The 15,634-nt window shown below is 48.6% G+C and carries 11 protein-coding genes (1 of these 11 running past the window's edge); 9 read left to right on the top strand and 2 right to left on the bottom strand.

Features of this window, described 5'->3' with window-relative positions; translation table 11 throughout:
- The first annotated feature begins 65 nt into the window (after positions 1-65).
- From pgeF to ACJJIN_RS14855, 4 genes are all read left to right on the top strand, one after another.
- The gene (gene pgeF, locus ACJJIN_RS14870) at positions 66-833 is read left to right on the top strand and encodes a peptidoglycan editing factor PgeF (protein WP_444895248.1); all 768 of its coding nucleotides are present in this window, start codon (positions 66-68) and stop codon (positions 831-833) included.
- A 283-nt stretch (positions 834-1,116) separates the two neighbouring features.
- A complete protein-coding gene (gene clpB / locus ACJJIN_RS14865; protein WP_413664319.1) occupies positions 1,117-3,720 on the top strand; it encodes an ATP-dependent chaperone ClpB in 2,604 nt (867 codons plus the stop codon).
- Positions 3,721-3,927: 207 nt separating this feature from the next.
- Positions 3,928-5,034, top strand: coding sequence for an efflux RND transporter periplasmic adaptor subunit (locus ACJJIN_RS14860; protein ID WP_444895247.1), 1,107 nt, complete (start codon positions 3,928-3,930; stop codon positions 5,032-5,034).
- An 18-nt stretch (positions 5,035-5,052) separates the two neighbouring features.
- Entirely contained in the window at positions 5,053-8,118 is a 3,066-nt protein-coding gene (locus tag ACJJIN_RS14855; RefSeq protein ID WP_444895246.1) for an efflux RND transporter permease subunit, read from the top strand.
- A gap of 16 nt (positions 8,119-8,134) precedes the next feature.
- On the opposite strand, the gene ACJJIN_RS14850 is transcribed toward ACJJIN_RS14855, so the two are convergent.
- The gene (locus tag ACJJIN_RS14850; protein ID WP_444895245.1) at positions 8,135-9,199 is read right to left on the bottom strand and encodes a helix-turn-helix domain-containing protein; all 1,065 of its coding nucleotides are present in this window, start codon (positions 9,197-9,199) and stop codon (positions 8,135-8,137) included.
- 255 nt (positions 9,200-9,454) lie between these two features.
- On the opposite strand from ACJJIN_RS14850, the gene ACJJIN_RS14845 reads away from it, so the two are divergent.
- Together ACJJIN_RS14845 and ACJJIN_RS14840 are read left to right on the top strand one after the other, a co-directional pair.
- On the top strand, positions 9,455-10,672 hold the full coding sequence (locus ACJJIN_RS14845) for a hypothetical protein (RefSeq protein WP_444895244.1): 1,218 nt from the start codon (positions 9,455-9,457) through the stop codon (positions 10,670-10,672).
- Between the two features lie 30 nt (positions 10,673-10,702).
- Positions 10,703-11,782: a DUF4785 family immunoglobulin-like domain-containing protein gene (locus ACJJIN_RS14840; RefSeq protein WP_444895243.1), complete on the top strand. Its 1,080-nt coding sequence runs from the start codon at positions 10,703-10,705 to the stop codon at positions 11,780-11,782.
- Positions 11,783-11,806: 24 nt separating this feature from the next.
- On the opposite strand, the gene ACJJIN_RS14835 is transcribed toward ACJJIN_RS14840, so the two are convergent.
- The gene (locus ACJJIN_RS14835) at positions 11,807-12,280 is read right to left on the bottom strand and encodes a DUF4124 domain-containing protein (RefSeq protein ID WP_444895242.1); all 474 of its coding nucleotides are present in this window, start codon (positions 12,278-12,280) and stop codon (positions 11,807-11,809) included.
- Between the two features lie 451 nt (positions 12,281-12,731).
- Here ACJJIN_RS14835 and ACJJIN_RS14830 point away from each other — a divergent pair, with 451 nt between their 5' ends.
- The 3 genes in view from ACJJIN_RS14830 to ilvC are tightly spaced (at most 22 nt apart) and all read left to right on the top strand, a layout consistent with a single transcriptional unit that may run on beyond the window.
- Positions 12,732-14,468: an acetolactate synthase 3 large subunit gene (locus ACJJIN_RS14830; RefSeq protein WP_444895241.1), complete on the top strand. Its 1,737-nt coding sequence runs from the start codon at positions 12,732-12,734 to the stop codon at positions 14,466-14,468.
- An 11-nt stretch (positions 14,469-14,479) separates the two neighbouring features.
- A complete protein-coding gene (gene ilvN / locus ACJJIN_RS14825; RefSeq protein ID WP_282934340.1) occupies positions 14,480-14,971 on the top strand; it encodes an acetolactate synthase small subunit in 492 nt (163 codons plus the stop codon).
- A 22-nt stretch (positions 14,972-14,993) separates the two neighbouring features.
- Positions 14,994-15,634, top strand: partial view of a ketol-acid reductoisomerase gene (ilvC, locus tag ACJJIN_RS14820; RefSeq protein WP_282934339.1) — the 5' portion only. It continues 385 nt past the right edge of the window; the window shows 641 of its 1,026 coding nt (coding positions 1-641); the start codon lies at positions 14,994-14,996; its stop codon lies beyond the right edge, outside the window.

Here is a 15,634-nt window from a genome sequence, read left to right as displayed (position 1 = left end):
ATAAATTCGCCTGGGCACCTATCGCCGGTTCTCGAAAGGACAATTTCGCAAAGCAAGATATCTCAATGCCAAGTAACCACTACCTGATACCCGATTGGCCCGCACCCGCAGGGGTGAGGGCGGCGGCGACGCTACGCACTGGGGGCCAAAGTTGTGGCCATTTCTCCTCCTTTAATCTGGCTGCTCACGTGGGGGACAAGGAGTCAGCTGTTACTGCCAATCGCCAACAGTTGAGGGAGGAGCTTGAGTTGCCCTCAGAACCGCAGTGGCTGGAGCAGATCCATAGCGACAAAGTAGTCGAGGCAAGTGATGACGCCTTAGTTCGAACCGCAGATGCCTGCTTTAGTATGAAAAGAGGTGTTGTCTGTGCCGTGCTAACCGCAGACTGTTTGCCTGTTTTGCTATGCGATAAGAGTGGTGCCCGTGTAGCAGCAGCCCATGCCGGGTGGCGCGGATTGGCCGGTGGTATATTGCGCAATACCGTACGGGCGATGAAGTGTGATCCTGAGGAGTTGATGGTTTGGTTGGGTCCAGCGATTGGCCCGGAGGCCTTTGAAACTGGAATCGATGTCCTCGAGGCATTCTTTGAAAATGCAATTAGCAGTCGACACACAGAAAAAATCGCTAGCTGTTTCCGCCCACACACTAAGAAACCACTGCACTTTTTAACAGATATCTACGCCCTGGCTCGCGCGGAGTTGGCAGAGCTGGGGATTGGCGGGGTATACGGTGGGGGACTCTGCACAATGTCAGAACCTGAGAAGTTTTTTTCCTACCGCAGGGAGTCTGAAACCGGTCGTATGGCAACTTTGATATGGCGGGATAAAGACTGAACTGAATTTCTAGATGGCTTATTTTTTCTATGTAAGCCATTCGATAATATTGGGGCAGCTTGGGCAATTACAAGGCTGGGCGTTGACTGGGCTGTAAAAAATTATAAGAGATAGATTTGCCGCAAAACCACTTTGCATAGAATAAATGCCGCTATTGATTTAAATCATTGAAAACCCTTCCTGCGCCCCTATTTTACTTGTCAGTACCATAGCGAATGTAAAAGGCAAATTAGTGCCACTATTGCAGCGCTTCTGAAAAAATCGAGTAAAAGAGGTTTCGTTCATGCGAATTGACCGAATGACAAACCCGCTACAGGCGGCATTTGCTGATGCGCAATCCCTGGCGGTAGGGCGCGACCACAACCAGATTTATCCCGAGCACTTGATTCTGGCACTGCTTAACCAGAACAACGGAAGCGTACCCGCATTCCTGTCACAGGCGGGATTTAACCTAAACGGGTTGCGCAATGACCTTGCCAAGCGGTTGGATAGCCTGCCGCGGGTGACTTCCCCCACGGGTGATGTGGGGATGTCCCAGGAATTAATGCGCTTAATGAATCTCACGGACAAGCGAGCCCAACAAAATGGTGACAGTTTTATTTCCAGTGAAACTGTATTACTGGCGGCTTTCGACTCTGCGGCGGGAGAGATTTCCAAAATCCTAAATGCCAACGGCGACATTAAACAATTAGAGGCGGCAATTCAAAAAGTGCGTGGCGACGAAAAAGTGGATGACCCCAATGCGGAAGAAGCGCGCCAGGCGCTGGATAAATATACTCTCGACCTGACCGAGAGGGCTCTGGCCGGCAAGCTTGACCCGGTGATCGGCCGCGATGATGAAATACGGCGGACGATTCAAGTCTTACAGCGGCGTACCAAGAATAACCCTGTACTAATTGGTGAGCCGGGTGTTGGTAAAACTGCCATTGTTGAAGGGCTCGCTCAACGTATCGTCAATGGTGAAGTGCCGGAAGGGTTAAAGGACAAACGACTTCTTTCCCTGGATTTGGGGGCATTGTTGGCGGGCGCAAAATTTCGTGGAGAATTTGAAGAGCGATTAAAAGCGGTACTCAACGAATTATCCAAACAGGAAGGTCGCATTATTCTCTTTATCGATGAGATCCACACGATGGTGGGTGCCGGTAAAGCTGAGGGGGCCATGGATGCGGGAAATATGCTGAAGCCCGCTTTGGCCCGCGGGGAATTACATTGTGTCGGTGCAACCACTCTGGATGAGTATCGGCAATATATTGAAAAAGATGCAGCGCTTGAGCGGCGTTTCCAAAAAGTGCTGGTTGATGAACCAACGGAAGAGGATACGGTTGCGATTCTGCGCGGATTAAAAGAACGCTACGAAGTACACCACGGTGTTGATATTACCGACTCTGCAATTATTGCGGCGACAAAATTATCGCAGCGTTACATCACTGATCGTCAATTACCAGATAAAGCGATTGATCTTATTGATGAGGCCGCCAGCCGGATACGCATGGAGATCGACTCCAAACCGGAATCCATGGATAAATTGGAGCGCCGTTTAATTCAATTAAAGATTGAACGTGAGGCGGTTAAAAAGGATACGGATGACGAGGCGACTAAAAAACGCCTGTCGAAACTGGAAGAAGAGATTCTACAACTGGAGCGGGAATACTCCGACCTTGAAGAGGTTTGGAAGGCGGAGAAGGCACAGCTTGCCGGCAGCCACGACCTCAAGGAAAAGCTCGAGCAGGCCAAGCTCGATATGGAGTCTGCACGGCGTGCAGGTGATCTCAATAGAATGTCTGAATTACAGTACGGTGTAATTCCACAACTTGAACAACAGCTTAAAAGTGCCGCTACCGCTGAAGCTTCTGAAGAACCCCGCCTGCTGCGCAATCGGGTTACCGATGAAGAGGTGGCTGAAGTGGTATCCCGCTGGACGGGTATTCCTGTATCTAAGATGCTCGAAGGTGAGCGTGAAAAGCTACTGCGAATGGAAGATGAGTTGCACAAGCGGGTCATCGGACAGGGGGAAGCGGTGGAAGCGGTTGCTAATGCCGTACGCCGCTCGAGGGCGGGGCTAGCTGATCCCAACCGACCCAATGGCTCATTCTTGTTCCTCGGCCCAACCGGTGTGGGTAAGACGGAATTATGCAAGGCATTGGCTCAGTTCTTGTTTGACACAGAAGACGCCATGGTGCGTATCGATATGTCGGAATTTATGGAGAAGCACTCTGTGGCCCGACTGATTGGCGCACCTCCCGGATATGTAGGTTATGAAGAAGGGGGATACCTGACTGAAGCGGTGCGGAGAAAACCCTATTCTGTTGTGCTATTAGACGAAGTGGAGAAAGCGCATCCCGATGTATTCAATATTCTTTTACAGGTTCTTGATGATGGCCGCCTGACCGACGGCCAGGGGCGCACGGTAGACTTTCGTAATACCGTTGTCGTAATGACTTCAAACCTTGGCTCAGATTTAATTCAAAAATACGCCACAGCTGAAAATGGTGATGACCTGGACGCTGAAATTCGTTATCGACAGATGAAAAGTGCGGTGATGGAAGTGGTGGGGAACCATTTCAGGCCAGAGTTCATAAATCGTATTGACGAAGTGGTTGTTTTCCATCCACTGGATAAGGCAGAAGTACGCTCTATTGCCGAAATTCAGTTGCAACAACTTTGCCGTCGACTGACAGAGAGGGACCTGAAATTAGAGGTATCTGAAAGTCTGCTGGATAAATTAGCAGAAGTTGGGTTCGATCCCGTTTATGGTGCACGGCCATTAAAGCGTGCTATTCAGGTATGGCTGGAAAACCCGCTGGCGCAAGATGTTCTCGCCGGTAAGTTTTCCCCTGGAGCAACGATCCACGCGGATGTTGAAGGCGATAAAGCCGTATTCCGATAAAAAAGCACTTGGGGGTGCCATATAGTGCACCCCTAAACTCCCACCGATTCCTCACTCTCTCCATATCTATACTCACAGGTGCGCTAAGCCGTTTGTTCGGATATTTACGTAGAGGGGCACCCCTCCGTAGCGCATAGTTTCCCTTGCAAGTATCAGTTTATAGTTTTTATTGACGACACCTTACGGGGGCCTGATATCAGTAAGCGTATGTTGCTAATGCTGCTGGGATGCCTTTTGCTCTTCGGCGGAATTTTTGCTTATAAATTAATTGGCAGGCATATGGTGAATCAGTTCATAGACAACTTAGCCCTGCCTGCGGCCACAGTGACTTCAGCAACCGCCCAGTTTCAATATTGGAAGGAAGACCTGAGAGGAATAGGCACCATTCGAGCTGTTAATGGTGTAGAGGTTACTACCGAAGCTCAGGGGGTTATCAGCGCTATTCACTTCAAGTCGGGCCAGCATGTTAGGAAGGGCGATTTATTGGCGGAAATTTTTGCTGAACCGGAAAAGGCGCAGTTGCAGGTGTTGGATGCAGAGCTTCGCTTGGCCCGTCGTAATTACGTGCGGATCAAGACTCTGCTGGGGCGAGGTGTAACAACCGAAGCAGATTTGGATAGCGCTCGCAGTACTTTGGACCAGGTGGTTGCCAATATAGAAGTGCAGCGGGCCAGGGTGGATCAGCGAGTTATCGTGGCGCCTTTTAGTGGAGTACTGGGAATTCGACAAATCGATCTTGGGCAGAATGTAAGCCCGGGGGAGTCTGTTGTTTCTCTACAGCAACTTGATCCTATTTTTGTTGATTTTTCCCTCCCTGAACAAAAATATGCCTTGGTTAAGGCTGGGCTTGCTATTCAGTTGACAACAGATGCCTTCCCTAAAAATACCTACGAAGGAAGAATTACTGCTGTTGACCCTCAGGTGGATAGTGCAAGTAGGAACTTTCTGATTCAAGCTACTCTGAAAAACCCCCAACACGATTTACGTCCTGGGATGTTTGCCCAGGTATCCGTAAAGATAAGTGCACAGCGAAAAGTGCTCGTTATTCCCAGAACCGCATTGGCTTTTGCTCCCTATGGGGTGGCGGTTTTTGTGTTGGAGCCCGATAAAGATGGCGAGCATATGATCGCAGTTAAACGGTTTGTGAAAACTGGTGAGGAGCGTGGGGATCTAGTTGAAATTACACAAGGACTTTTGGTGGGGGACATAGTGGCTAGCAGCGGACTACTCAAACTTCGCAATGGAGAGAAAGCGGTTATCAATAATCAGAATCAACCCCCAGAAAGCGCAGACCCCACACCGGAAAATAGTTAAACCTGGAATTTATAGGTTGTGAATTTCACAGAGATTTTCATTCGAAAGCCAGTGTTGGCCTGCGTAGTCAGCCTATTTATTTTTCTATTGGGTTTAAGGTCGCTAACGGAATTAAATGTCAGGCAGTACCCGGAACTTGAAAATGCAGTTATTACAGTAACCACCGTTTATGTTGGTGCCGATTCAGATCTAGTACAGGGGTTTATTACTACGCCGCTTGAGCAAGAGATTGCTACTGCAGATGGTATCGATTACATGGTCTCCACCAGCGTGCAAGGTCTCTCGACGATAAACGTTTATGTACGTTTTGATTACGATCCAAATGAAGTGTTAACTCAGGTCGTTGCCAAGGTAAATAAGCTGCGCAGTGAATTGCCTGATGAATCAGAGAATTCCAGCGTGGAAATGCAGCAGGGAGAAACCACTGCTGCAATGTACCTTTCTTTTTCCTCAAATATTCTCGCTAATAATCAAATTACGGATTATCTGACACGCGTTGTTCAACCTAAATTGGCGACTATAGCTGGTGTGCAGCGAGCTCGCCTTTTGGGTGACAGTACTTTTGCAATGAGAGTCTGGTTAAAGCCGACAGAGATGGCGGCATTGGAAGTCACACCTGCAGATATTTCTGATGCGCTTAGGGATAATAATATTCTGTCGGCAGTTGGTTCGACAAAGGGAACCCGTGTGGCACTGGAAATACGTGCGGATACAGATATTGCACGTCAATTGGATTTCCGCAAGCTAGTGGTTAGAGCCGATGGGGATAAGTTGGTTCGTCTAGGTGAAGTGGCGGAGATAGAGTTAGGAGCTGAATCCTATGACAGCTCTGTGACTTTTAACGGACAATCGGCCACTTTTATTGCTATTGAGGTGGCACCCGATGCGAACTCCCTTGATGTTATTAAAAAAGTACGCGAGGAGTTGGAGCAGAAAATTTTTCCACAGTTGCCAGAGGGTATGCTAGGCGAGATTCCTTACGACAGTACTGAATATATTCAGGACTCCATTGAAGAAGTCGTCAAAACAATTGTTGAAGCAGTATTTATAGTAATTTTGGTGATTTATTTGTTTCTGGGGTCAGTTCGCAGCGTATTGATTCCAGCAATTGCACTGCCTCTTTCTCTCGTCGGTGCATTCTTTTTAATGTTTTTAATGGGATTTTCCATCAATTTACTCACATTGCTAAGCATGGTTCTGGCTATCGGAATTGTTGTTGATGATGCCATCATTGTTTTGGAAAATGTCCATCGACATATAGAAGAGGGCTTGCCTCCAAAAGAGGCTGCGATCGTAGGGGCTCGAGAGTTGGCATGGCCTGTAGTGGCTATGACTACGACGCTAATTGCAGTGTATATTCCTATTGGTTTTCTCGGTGGTTTAACCGGGACCCTATTCATAGAGTTTGCATTCTCCCTAGCTGGCGCCGTATTACTGTCTGGAGTGGTCGCTCTTACTTTATCCCCCATGATGGCCTCGAAAATATTAAAGCCTCGCGATAGTGGAGGTACCCGGTTTGAAATTTGGCTGGAACGCCAATTTAATCGACTTCAGACGAGATTTGAAAAATCGCTCCATTCTTCTCTTGATGAGCGCCGAGTTATTTTGGTTTTCGGCTTAATTGTATTGATAAGTTGTTACTTCTTATTTGTGACGTCCCCTCAAGAGCTTGAACCTACAGAGGATAGGGGGCTTGTTCTTACAATTTCTACTGCCGATGCTTACGCAACTTTAGATTATGTTGAACAGTACAGTGGTGAACTTAATGTCATTGCTGAGAGATTTACTGAGGTAGAAAATCTTTTTCTGCTTAATGGGGCGGGCACCTTCAGTAGTGGTGTTAATAATGCGGTGGCCGGGTTTGTTTTGGCTCCCTGGGAAGGGAGAGACCGTGATACGGAAAAGATGCAGGAGTTGATCAGCAGTGATGTTCAGCAAATAGCCGGGCTAAAAATAGCTGTAGTGGTGCCACCAAGTCTGCCAACTGCGGGAGGGCAGCTTCCGGTTGAATTTGTTATCGGTTCTACAGAGCCCATGGAGAATCTGGCATCGGTGGCAAGCGATATTATGACCCGAGCTCTTGAGAGTCGAAAATTTATTTTTCTCGATTCTGATCTGAAAATTGATAAACCAAAAATTGTAATAGAAATTGATCGTGATAAAGCGGCCAGTATGGGTGTGGAAATGGTGGACTTGAGTCGTGACTTAGGTACGATGTTATCCGGAGCTTATGTTAACCGTTTTTCCCTGGATAATCGCAGTTATAAAGTTATCCCTCAAGTCGAGAGAGTTGACCGCCTAACCCCTGATCAGTTGGAGCAATATTATATTCGGGCGGTAAACGACAAGTTGGTTCCTGTGAGTACTTTGATAAGGCTCACGGAAACCGTTGAACCACAGCAACTAAAGCGATTTCAACAGTTAAATGCCGTCACTATTTCGGGTGTGCCACGCCCTGGAATTACGTTGGGTGAAGCACTGATGGTGTTGGATAATGCGGCAAAAGAAATCTTACCGGTCGAGTATTCTGTGGACTACTCGGGGCAGTCCAGACAGTTCAAAACTGAAGGATCAGATTTGGTGGTTACCTTTTTCTTTGCCTTGATAGTAATTTATTTGGTGCTGGCTGCTCAATTTGAATCATGGCGTGATCCCTTGATTATGTTGGTCACCGTACCGATGAGTGTTTGCGGAGCGATGATTTTTGTCAGTCTAGGATTGACGACTCTCAATATTTACACACAAGTGGGCCTGGTTACCCTGATTGGGGTTATTTCCAAACACGGCATTCTGATAGTGGAGTTTGCCAATAAGTTACAGCTCTCAGGGCTTGATAAGCGATCAGCGATTGAGCAGGCCACTTCAATCCGTTTGCGACCGATTTTAATGACTACCGCATCTCTGGTTTTGGCGATGGTTCCATTGTTAATAGCGTCGGGGCCAGGAGGAGGAGCAAGGTTTGCAATGGGCTTGGTAGTGGCGACCGGTATGACAATTGGAACGTTATTTACTTTATTTGTCGTGCCGGCGATGTATATGTATCTTGGGCGGAATTTTGAGGCGGAGGCTGTAGCGGCCTCCTGAGTTTCTTTACACTTATTTACGCTTCGAAAATATCTCTGTCGACATTGCTGCGACGGAACTCAGAAGGGGTGACTCCCTCATGTTTTTTAAAGAAGCGAGTAAATACTGCTCGTTCGGCAAAATGAAGTTGTACCGCAATACTTTCTACGGAATCATTGGTTGAGAGAAGGAGTTTCTTGGTCAGAGATAGCGTAACACTGTCTTTAAGCTGCTGGAATGTTACTCCCTGTTCTCTCAGTCTGCGCTGTAAAGTACGGCCGCTGGTGCGGAAGTGGGCTGCGGCTTGTTTGATAGTAATTTCTTCACTGAGCAAGTGCTTTTCGAGCCAAGCTCGCAAACTGGCTGCCAGGTTATAGCTGGTCAAAGTATTGTGCAAAACTGCCTTTAAAATATTTCTGCTCTGGCTGCGAATGATTTTATGGTAACTGGGTATAGGGAAGTCCAGTATCTGGGATCCCAGGATAATCGCATTTTCATCAGCGGAAAATTCAATCGGGCACTGGAAAATCCTCTTGTGGATAGAGTCATCTTCTGGCTTTTCACTGCGTAACTTTAATCCCCGGACCTCGGGAAACCTGGGGTTAAGAGTGCGCAATAGGTCTACTCCACGACTCATCAGCATTTCAGCAATAAAATGATTGACCGGAGCGCTAAAGAGTTCCTGCTGCCAGTTGAGTGTGAGTACTTCCGCATCGGCTTCCTGGTAAGTCTGGAACCGCAGGAGGGGGGCCAGAGTTTGTGAGAGCACAATTTCTGCAGGGCGAAAGATCTCCCTCGGCCGTCTCAAGGAGGGCTGAGCTTCGATAATAGTTTCTTCAAGCCAAAGCATAATTGGGAAGCGACTAAAGCTGAGGCCTGGTGAGGTAACAGGGGATAGCGCCAGTATGCTTTCAATTAGAGCATTGAATTCACTGTAATTGAGCCATTCACTCTCTCCTGGATTCCAGCTAAATGAGAATGGCAATCGTTCAATTAGCGTCTCGGTGGGGATGCCGAGCCTGGCGGCGGCAACCACAAAGTAAGGCGCAAATATCTTGGGCACGCCGGCATGGCCGGACATATTTTTATTTTGGTCTCTCATGACTTACTGCCGTCCGGGTGGCGTTGCCGGCATCATAGCAAAGGCGCCTCAAAGCACGAGTATAAATTGAGGAATATGACGAATTGGTCGCTTCGCGTGGCGGATTCGACCCCCCTCTGGCGCCTTTAATCCTATTCCGAAATAGAGCGTTAAGGATAAGTTTTAGTCGTCTGCTGTACATTGCGTTATTCAGATTTTTTAAAACTCTTCAGTCACGAGAGTTACCACTTACTAAAACAATAAAGGAAAATAACAATGGCACTGTCTAAAAGGCTGGGTATAAGCCTGTCTATTTTTTTCTCGGCGATAATTGGAGCTTCATCAGCGGTAGCGGAAAACTGCTATATCCTGGTTCATGGACACGGAGTCGAAGGACACACTACAAGTGAAAGTAATGATGGGAGTTTAGTGCAGCCAGCACTGGATTATTGGAGTGAGGCGGTTTTCGACGAATATTCTAGCAGTGATTTTATTGAGCAATTGTTAGTTGATGGCGGCAATTACGGCGTTGTCGGTTATAACTCAACTGATGAAGGTGAATTTCCCTACTGGCATGATGAGACTGCGGGTGAAATTGCTCGTCAAATTATAGAGATCCGCTCTGGCCAGGGAGATCGGTTTGAACACGAAAACCAGTGCTCAGCAGAGGACACTTTCTGGATTATTTCCCACAGCCAGGGTGCCGCCCAAATGATGTATATCGCGGGTAACGCTGTTGAAGGATCCCCATACTACAATCGCGCCTACAACCAGTTCGATAGCAATACAGAAATTCAAGAAGTAAAAAAATGTTCCACGACTTGGTATGGCAGTAAATCCTGTAAAACGGTTGAAGAAGAAGTTCGAGTTGCCGGGCTTAACGAAAGCTATGCAGTGAGCGTTGATTTTGATGCGGCTATCAGCGGTGTTGCTGCAATATTCACCACAGGGGGAGCAATTACCGGTACTGAAGGCGTTGATCGGATATGCAATGGAAGCTGGTATGACGATTTGGTCAACGCACTATTTCTTGGGCGTGAGTGTTCGGCGGTTCGCTATATGCAGACTAATGATGTTTACACTGTGAGAAATTATGTAGGGACTAATCTCGGTGCGCCGGTGTACACCATTGGGGGTTATGCGGGCTTCCCAGGTGTGGAAAGTGCTACCTCCATGCTGCTGAATGGTGAGGATGACGGTTACATTAATTTGGCTTCGCAAATGAACTGTTCCGGATCTGCCAAGCGCAACCTGTGGTCGAATCTCAAAGAATATGAAACCCTGTTTGGCGTAGCTTACGGCAGCGCGATTTTCTCTTGTGATAACGACAGTAAAGGCACTGCTCGATCTTACAATTTGGCCAGTATCTATACAGATCATGATGCGCAGCGTAACGGTGGCATTCTATCCCCCGATTATGATTCTATTCCCGATGGGCTGGACTGTGGTTCAGGAAAGAACAGCGCGGGTAGAATCTCAGCCTGCACAAATTAACTAAAAAAATAAAAGGCTTCGGAGATATTGATGTCCACATCAAACAAAGATCGCTCAAAGGCCCGGCTGGCAGGCTGGGGTGTACTGGCCGTAGTTACTGGATTGGTGGGTTACTGGGCCCTGGCTGGTGGTGAAGAGGCGACGCCCGTTGTTGTAACCAAAGCAAAAGCTGAAGAGCAATCTATCCGAAGCCGCAAGCCTGATAACGTTAAGCCGGCGGAACTGGAGCAAGAGGAAGAGGATCAGTCTGTAAAACTATGGAAGGGAATTCAGTCCCTGCCCAACAAGACTGAGTTACACGAATCCCTTCTCTCGGATCTGGCCCGCTTTCATCGCTATCCGCCAGAAAACCGAGCAATTAAAACTCCTGAACAGGACCCGATTACTCAGACATTTGCGGTGGATGAAAGAACCACTCACAGTGAGGAAGGGGATTCTCTGACTATATGGACAGATGAAAAGTTTTATTTGCGTGGGGATACTATTCGGGTTTTTGCCTATCAGGCCGATAGTGATGGAGATCGGGTCAGTGCTGACCTGACTGCGCTGTTGGTTTACGAAGACCAACAAGTCGTGGGTACCTTGGCTTTTAGTGATTCGGATGGAGATTTAGTCTACGAAGTATTGATGGAGGCGGGCTCCTTTAATAGCCAGGTGCTGGAAGCGGGCATTTTTAAGGTCATTGTGGATACGGATATTGATGGTCTCCGAGATGCGGCAGCATTCACCCTATCTGAGGATACGGGAAGCTATACGGGCTCGTTGCGGGATTCCGTTACCGCCGATGGCAATTTATTAATTGAGGCGGAAGTCGATATCAGCAGAGAGGGGCGCTACTATTTTCAGGGCTCCCTGTATAACGATGAGCAATCCCCGATAGGCACAACGCAAAATGCTCTTGAGTTAACGGCGGGGCGGCACTGGATTCCCCTAGAGTTTTATGGGCTCTTAATTCGCGATGCCGGGCAGGACGGCCCCTACTTGGTGAAACAATTGAGTATTGCCAGGGTGACGGTACCTATGGCCAGGGATAGTGCTTTTGAACCAGGCTATTACACTGAACGCTATAGCCTGGATCAATTTACTGATAGCCCCTACCGTGAGCCTTAGGAATCGGCATCGTTAGAAGGGCGACTAGCAGTTTTTCTTGATTTGCTCTCGGGCTTTGGTAATGCGTTCTTGCCGCTCATCTTCTCCGAGCCTGCGATAGTTTCCATCTTTATCTTTTTCGCGCACTCTCGCGTGTGTGGTCAGGCTCTTAAGGTTCTTTTGGTACGCGACACAGAGCTCTGCTCGTTTTGCTGCCTCTTCTTTAACTCTGGCCTCCAGTTGTCTCTGTTGCTCAGCGTCGGGCAGCTGTTCTTCCTTTGACTGTTGAGGTACTTGAGGTGCATTTTTCTGTGCTTCACGTGCGGCTATCGCATTTTGTTCAGCTTCCCATTTCTTATAGCGCTCTGACTTGGGCTTTTTGATCACGTCCACTTGAGCGTCCCCTGGAGGTTGCTCACCGAAGTGGACAACACCATTCTCATCTACCCATTTATAGATGCCGTCGGCTTGAGTGGTCGTAGCTGTTACTGCAATCAATAGCGCCAGTAAGATGCGCATGGTGCTTACCCCTTGTGTTGATGTTCCTTCCGTCCCCTTATTGTACCGGTACTGGCGGGTTTTCCTGTAACTGTCTTAACACTTTCGCAGACACCTATTGACAGCTAGGACTCAATTGGCAAAATCGGGGGTTTACTCAGTGACTAGATTTCACCGCAAACCCGTGGTTTTGAGTCTAACCCTGGTGGAACATCCTCCATCGAAATTCTACTGAGTGGCCCTCCCCACCCCTGGAGGCCTGCTAGCCCCGTAGTGAACCTATGTAGATTTACTTGGGGTTGGGTGTTTATGCGCGATCAGTTCATCCTAAAAATCGGCAGCTAAACACGCAACAGGCTGATATTTGTCACCATTTTCCCCTATAATTGCTGCCTGGCATTCTTGCTAGTAGGCGTTTTATACGTTTTCGGTGATGGCTATCCTATAAAACAGGAAAATTGAGGAGACTCAAGTGGAATTACTTTCCGGCGGCGATATGTTGGTTCGCGCGCTGCAGGATGAAGGGGTGGATCTGATTTTTGGATACCCGGGCGGCTCAGCGTTACATATCTATGATGCTATTTTTCGGCAGAAGTCGATTAAGCATATTCTCGTGCGCCACGAGCAGGGTGCGACCCATGCTGCCGATGGCTATGCGCGGTCTACTGGTAAGGCGGGCGTGGTACTGGTGACGTCTGGTCCCGGCGCTACGAACGCGATTACTGGCATCGCAACGGCCTATATGGATTCTATCCCTATGGTGGTGATATCCGGCCAGGTACCCAGGGATAAGATCGGTGAGGATGCGTTTCAGGAAACAGACATGGTCGGTTGCTCGCGACCGATCGTGAAGCACAGCTTTTTGGTAAAAAATGCTGAAGATATTCCTACGATCGTCAAAAAGGCATTTTTTATCGCCAATACTGGCCGTCCCGGTCCCGTAGTGATCGATGTTCCAAAAGATGTAACCAACCCGGCGGAGAGATTCCCCTACCACTACCCTGAAAAATTGCGGATGCGCTCCTATACCCCAGCAGGTAAGGGGCATAGCGGCCAGATTCGCAAAGCGATTGCTATGTTGCTATCAGCTCGCCGCCCGGTGATTTATGCCGGCGGGGGAGTGGTGCAAGGTGGCGGCGCCGAGCTTCTCACCGAGCTGGCTAGAAAGTTGAACTACCCGGTGACTAATACCTTGATGGGGCTCGGAGCATTTCCCGGAAGTGACAGGCGTTTCTTGGGAATGCTCGGTATGCACGGCACTTTCGAGGCAAATACAGCCATGCATCACGCCGACGTTATTCTGGCTGTAGGTGCACGCTTTGATGACCGGGTGACTAATACTCCAGGCAAATTCTGTCCGGGTGCCAAAATTATTCATATCGACGTCGATCCGGCTTCGATCTCTAAAACGATTGTTGCCGATATCCCGATTGTCGGCACGGTCCAGGCTGTCCTTCGGGAGATGCTCGAAGCGTTGAAAGCCAACGATGAGCAGCCGGATCACTCCGCGATAGTTGACTGGTGGCGCCAAATAGATGATTGGCGTGAGCGTCACGGGCTCTACACGGCTCCTCGTTATCAGACTAATGGTGCTCTGATAATGCCGCAGGATGTGATCAAGGCGGTGTATGACATTACTGAGGGTGATGCTTTTGTGACATCCGATGTAGGGCAACACCAGATGTTTGCTGCGCAATATTACCTGTTTGATAAGCCGCGCCGCTGGATTAACTCCGGTGGGCTGGGGACTATGGGTTTCGGCTTACCGGCAGCCTTGGGGGTGAAAATAGCCCACCCGGATAAAGAAGTTGTGTGCGTAACTGGCGAGGGAAGTATCCAGATGTGTATTCAGGAGCTTTCTACGGCTACCCAATATCATCTGCCAGTAAAAATCCTCTGCCTTAACAACCAGGCTCTCGGGATGGTGAAGCAGTGGCAGGAGATGCAATATGAAGGAAGGCTTTCCAATAGTGTTTACGAGGAATCGCTGCCTGACTTTGTGAAACTCGCCGAGGCATACGGTCACGTCGGGGTGAAAGTGGAGCGTCGTGAAGACCTACACAACAAGTTGCAAGAAGCTTTTGCAGTTAAGGATCGCACTGTATTTATCGACGTGTACGTCGACCCATCTGAGCATGTCTATCCCATGCAAGTGCTACCAAATGGCTCCATGCGTGACATGTGGCTGAGCAAAACTGAGAGAACTTAAAGGGTAGGGCGATGCGTAGAATAATTTCGGTTCTGATGGAGAATGAACCTGGGGCATTGTCCCGTGTTGTTGGCTTGTTTTCCCAGCGTGGCTACAACATTGAAAGCCTCACCGTGGCGCCTACTGAGGATGCGACTTTATCGCGTCTCACTTTGGTGACGATTGGTGACGATCACAAGATTGAGCAAATTACCAAGAACCTAAACAAGCTTATTGACGTTGTGAAATTGGTGGACCTCACTGAAGGCTCTCATATCGAGCGGGAGTTGCTATTGGTGAAAGTGCGAGCCAATGGTGCCCAGCGCGACGAGGTGAAGCGCAGTGTCGATATTTTTCGCGGGCAGATCGTCGATGTCACCAGCAGTATGTACACGGTACAGGTGGCAGGTACTGGCGAAAAACTCGATGCGTTCCTCCAGGCGCTGGGGGAGCACACAATTATGGAAGTGGTGCGATCCGGAGTTTCTGGGATTGCCCGCGGTGAAAAAGTATTAAGTGTATAGAGCAAAAAGCAGGAATTGAGCGATGCAAGTTTATTACGACAAAGATTGTGACCTTTCTTTAATTCAGGGAAAAACAGTAGCCATTATTGGTTATGGATCTCAAGGTCATGCCCATGCCAATAACCTGAAAGACTCTGGTGTAGCGAATGTTGTTGTTGGGTTGCGCGAGGGGTCTGCTTCCTGGAAAAAGGCTGAAGGCGCGGGCTTGAAGGTAGCTGAAGTTGTCGATGCGGTGAAAGATGCCGACGTGGTTATGATTCTCGCTCCGGATGAATACCAGGCGAATATTTACAAAGAGCAAGTTGCTCCAAATTTAAAGTCTGGTGCAGCACTGGCTTTCGCGCATGGTTTTAATGTGCATTTTGAATTGATTGAGCCACCAGCGGATGTCGATGTCATTATGGTTGCTCCCAAGGGCCCCGGCCATACCGTTCGATCGACTTACCTTGAGGGAGGCGGTGTCCCTACCTTGATTGCGGTTTATCAGGATGCGACAGGTAAAGCAAAAGACTTGGCGCTGTCTTATGCCTCAGCTAATGGCGGAGGCCGCTCAGGTATTATTGAAACCAACTTCCGCGAAGAGACTGAAACAGATCTTTTCGGTGAGCAGGCTGTCTTGTGTGGGGGTGTCTCCGCGCTTGTAACGGCTGGTTTTGAGACTCT

The organism is Microbulbifer maximicatervae (SeqCode) (assembly GCF_052467505.1).
The sequence above is the reverse complement of the archived record's forward strand: the minus strand, read 5'-3'. Positions and strand labels throughout refer to the sequence as shown.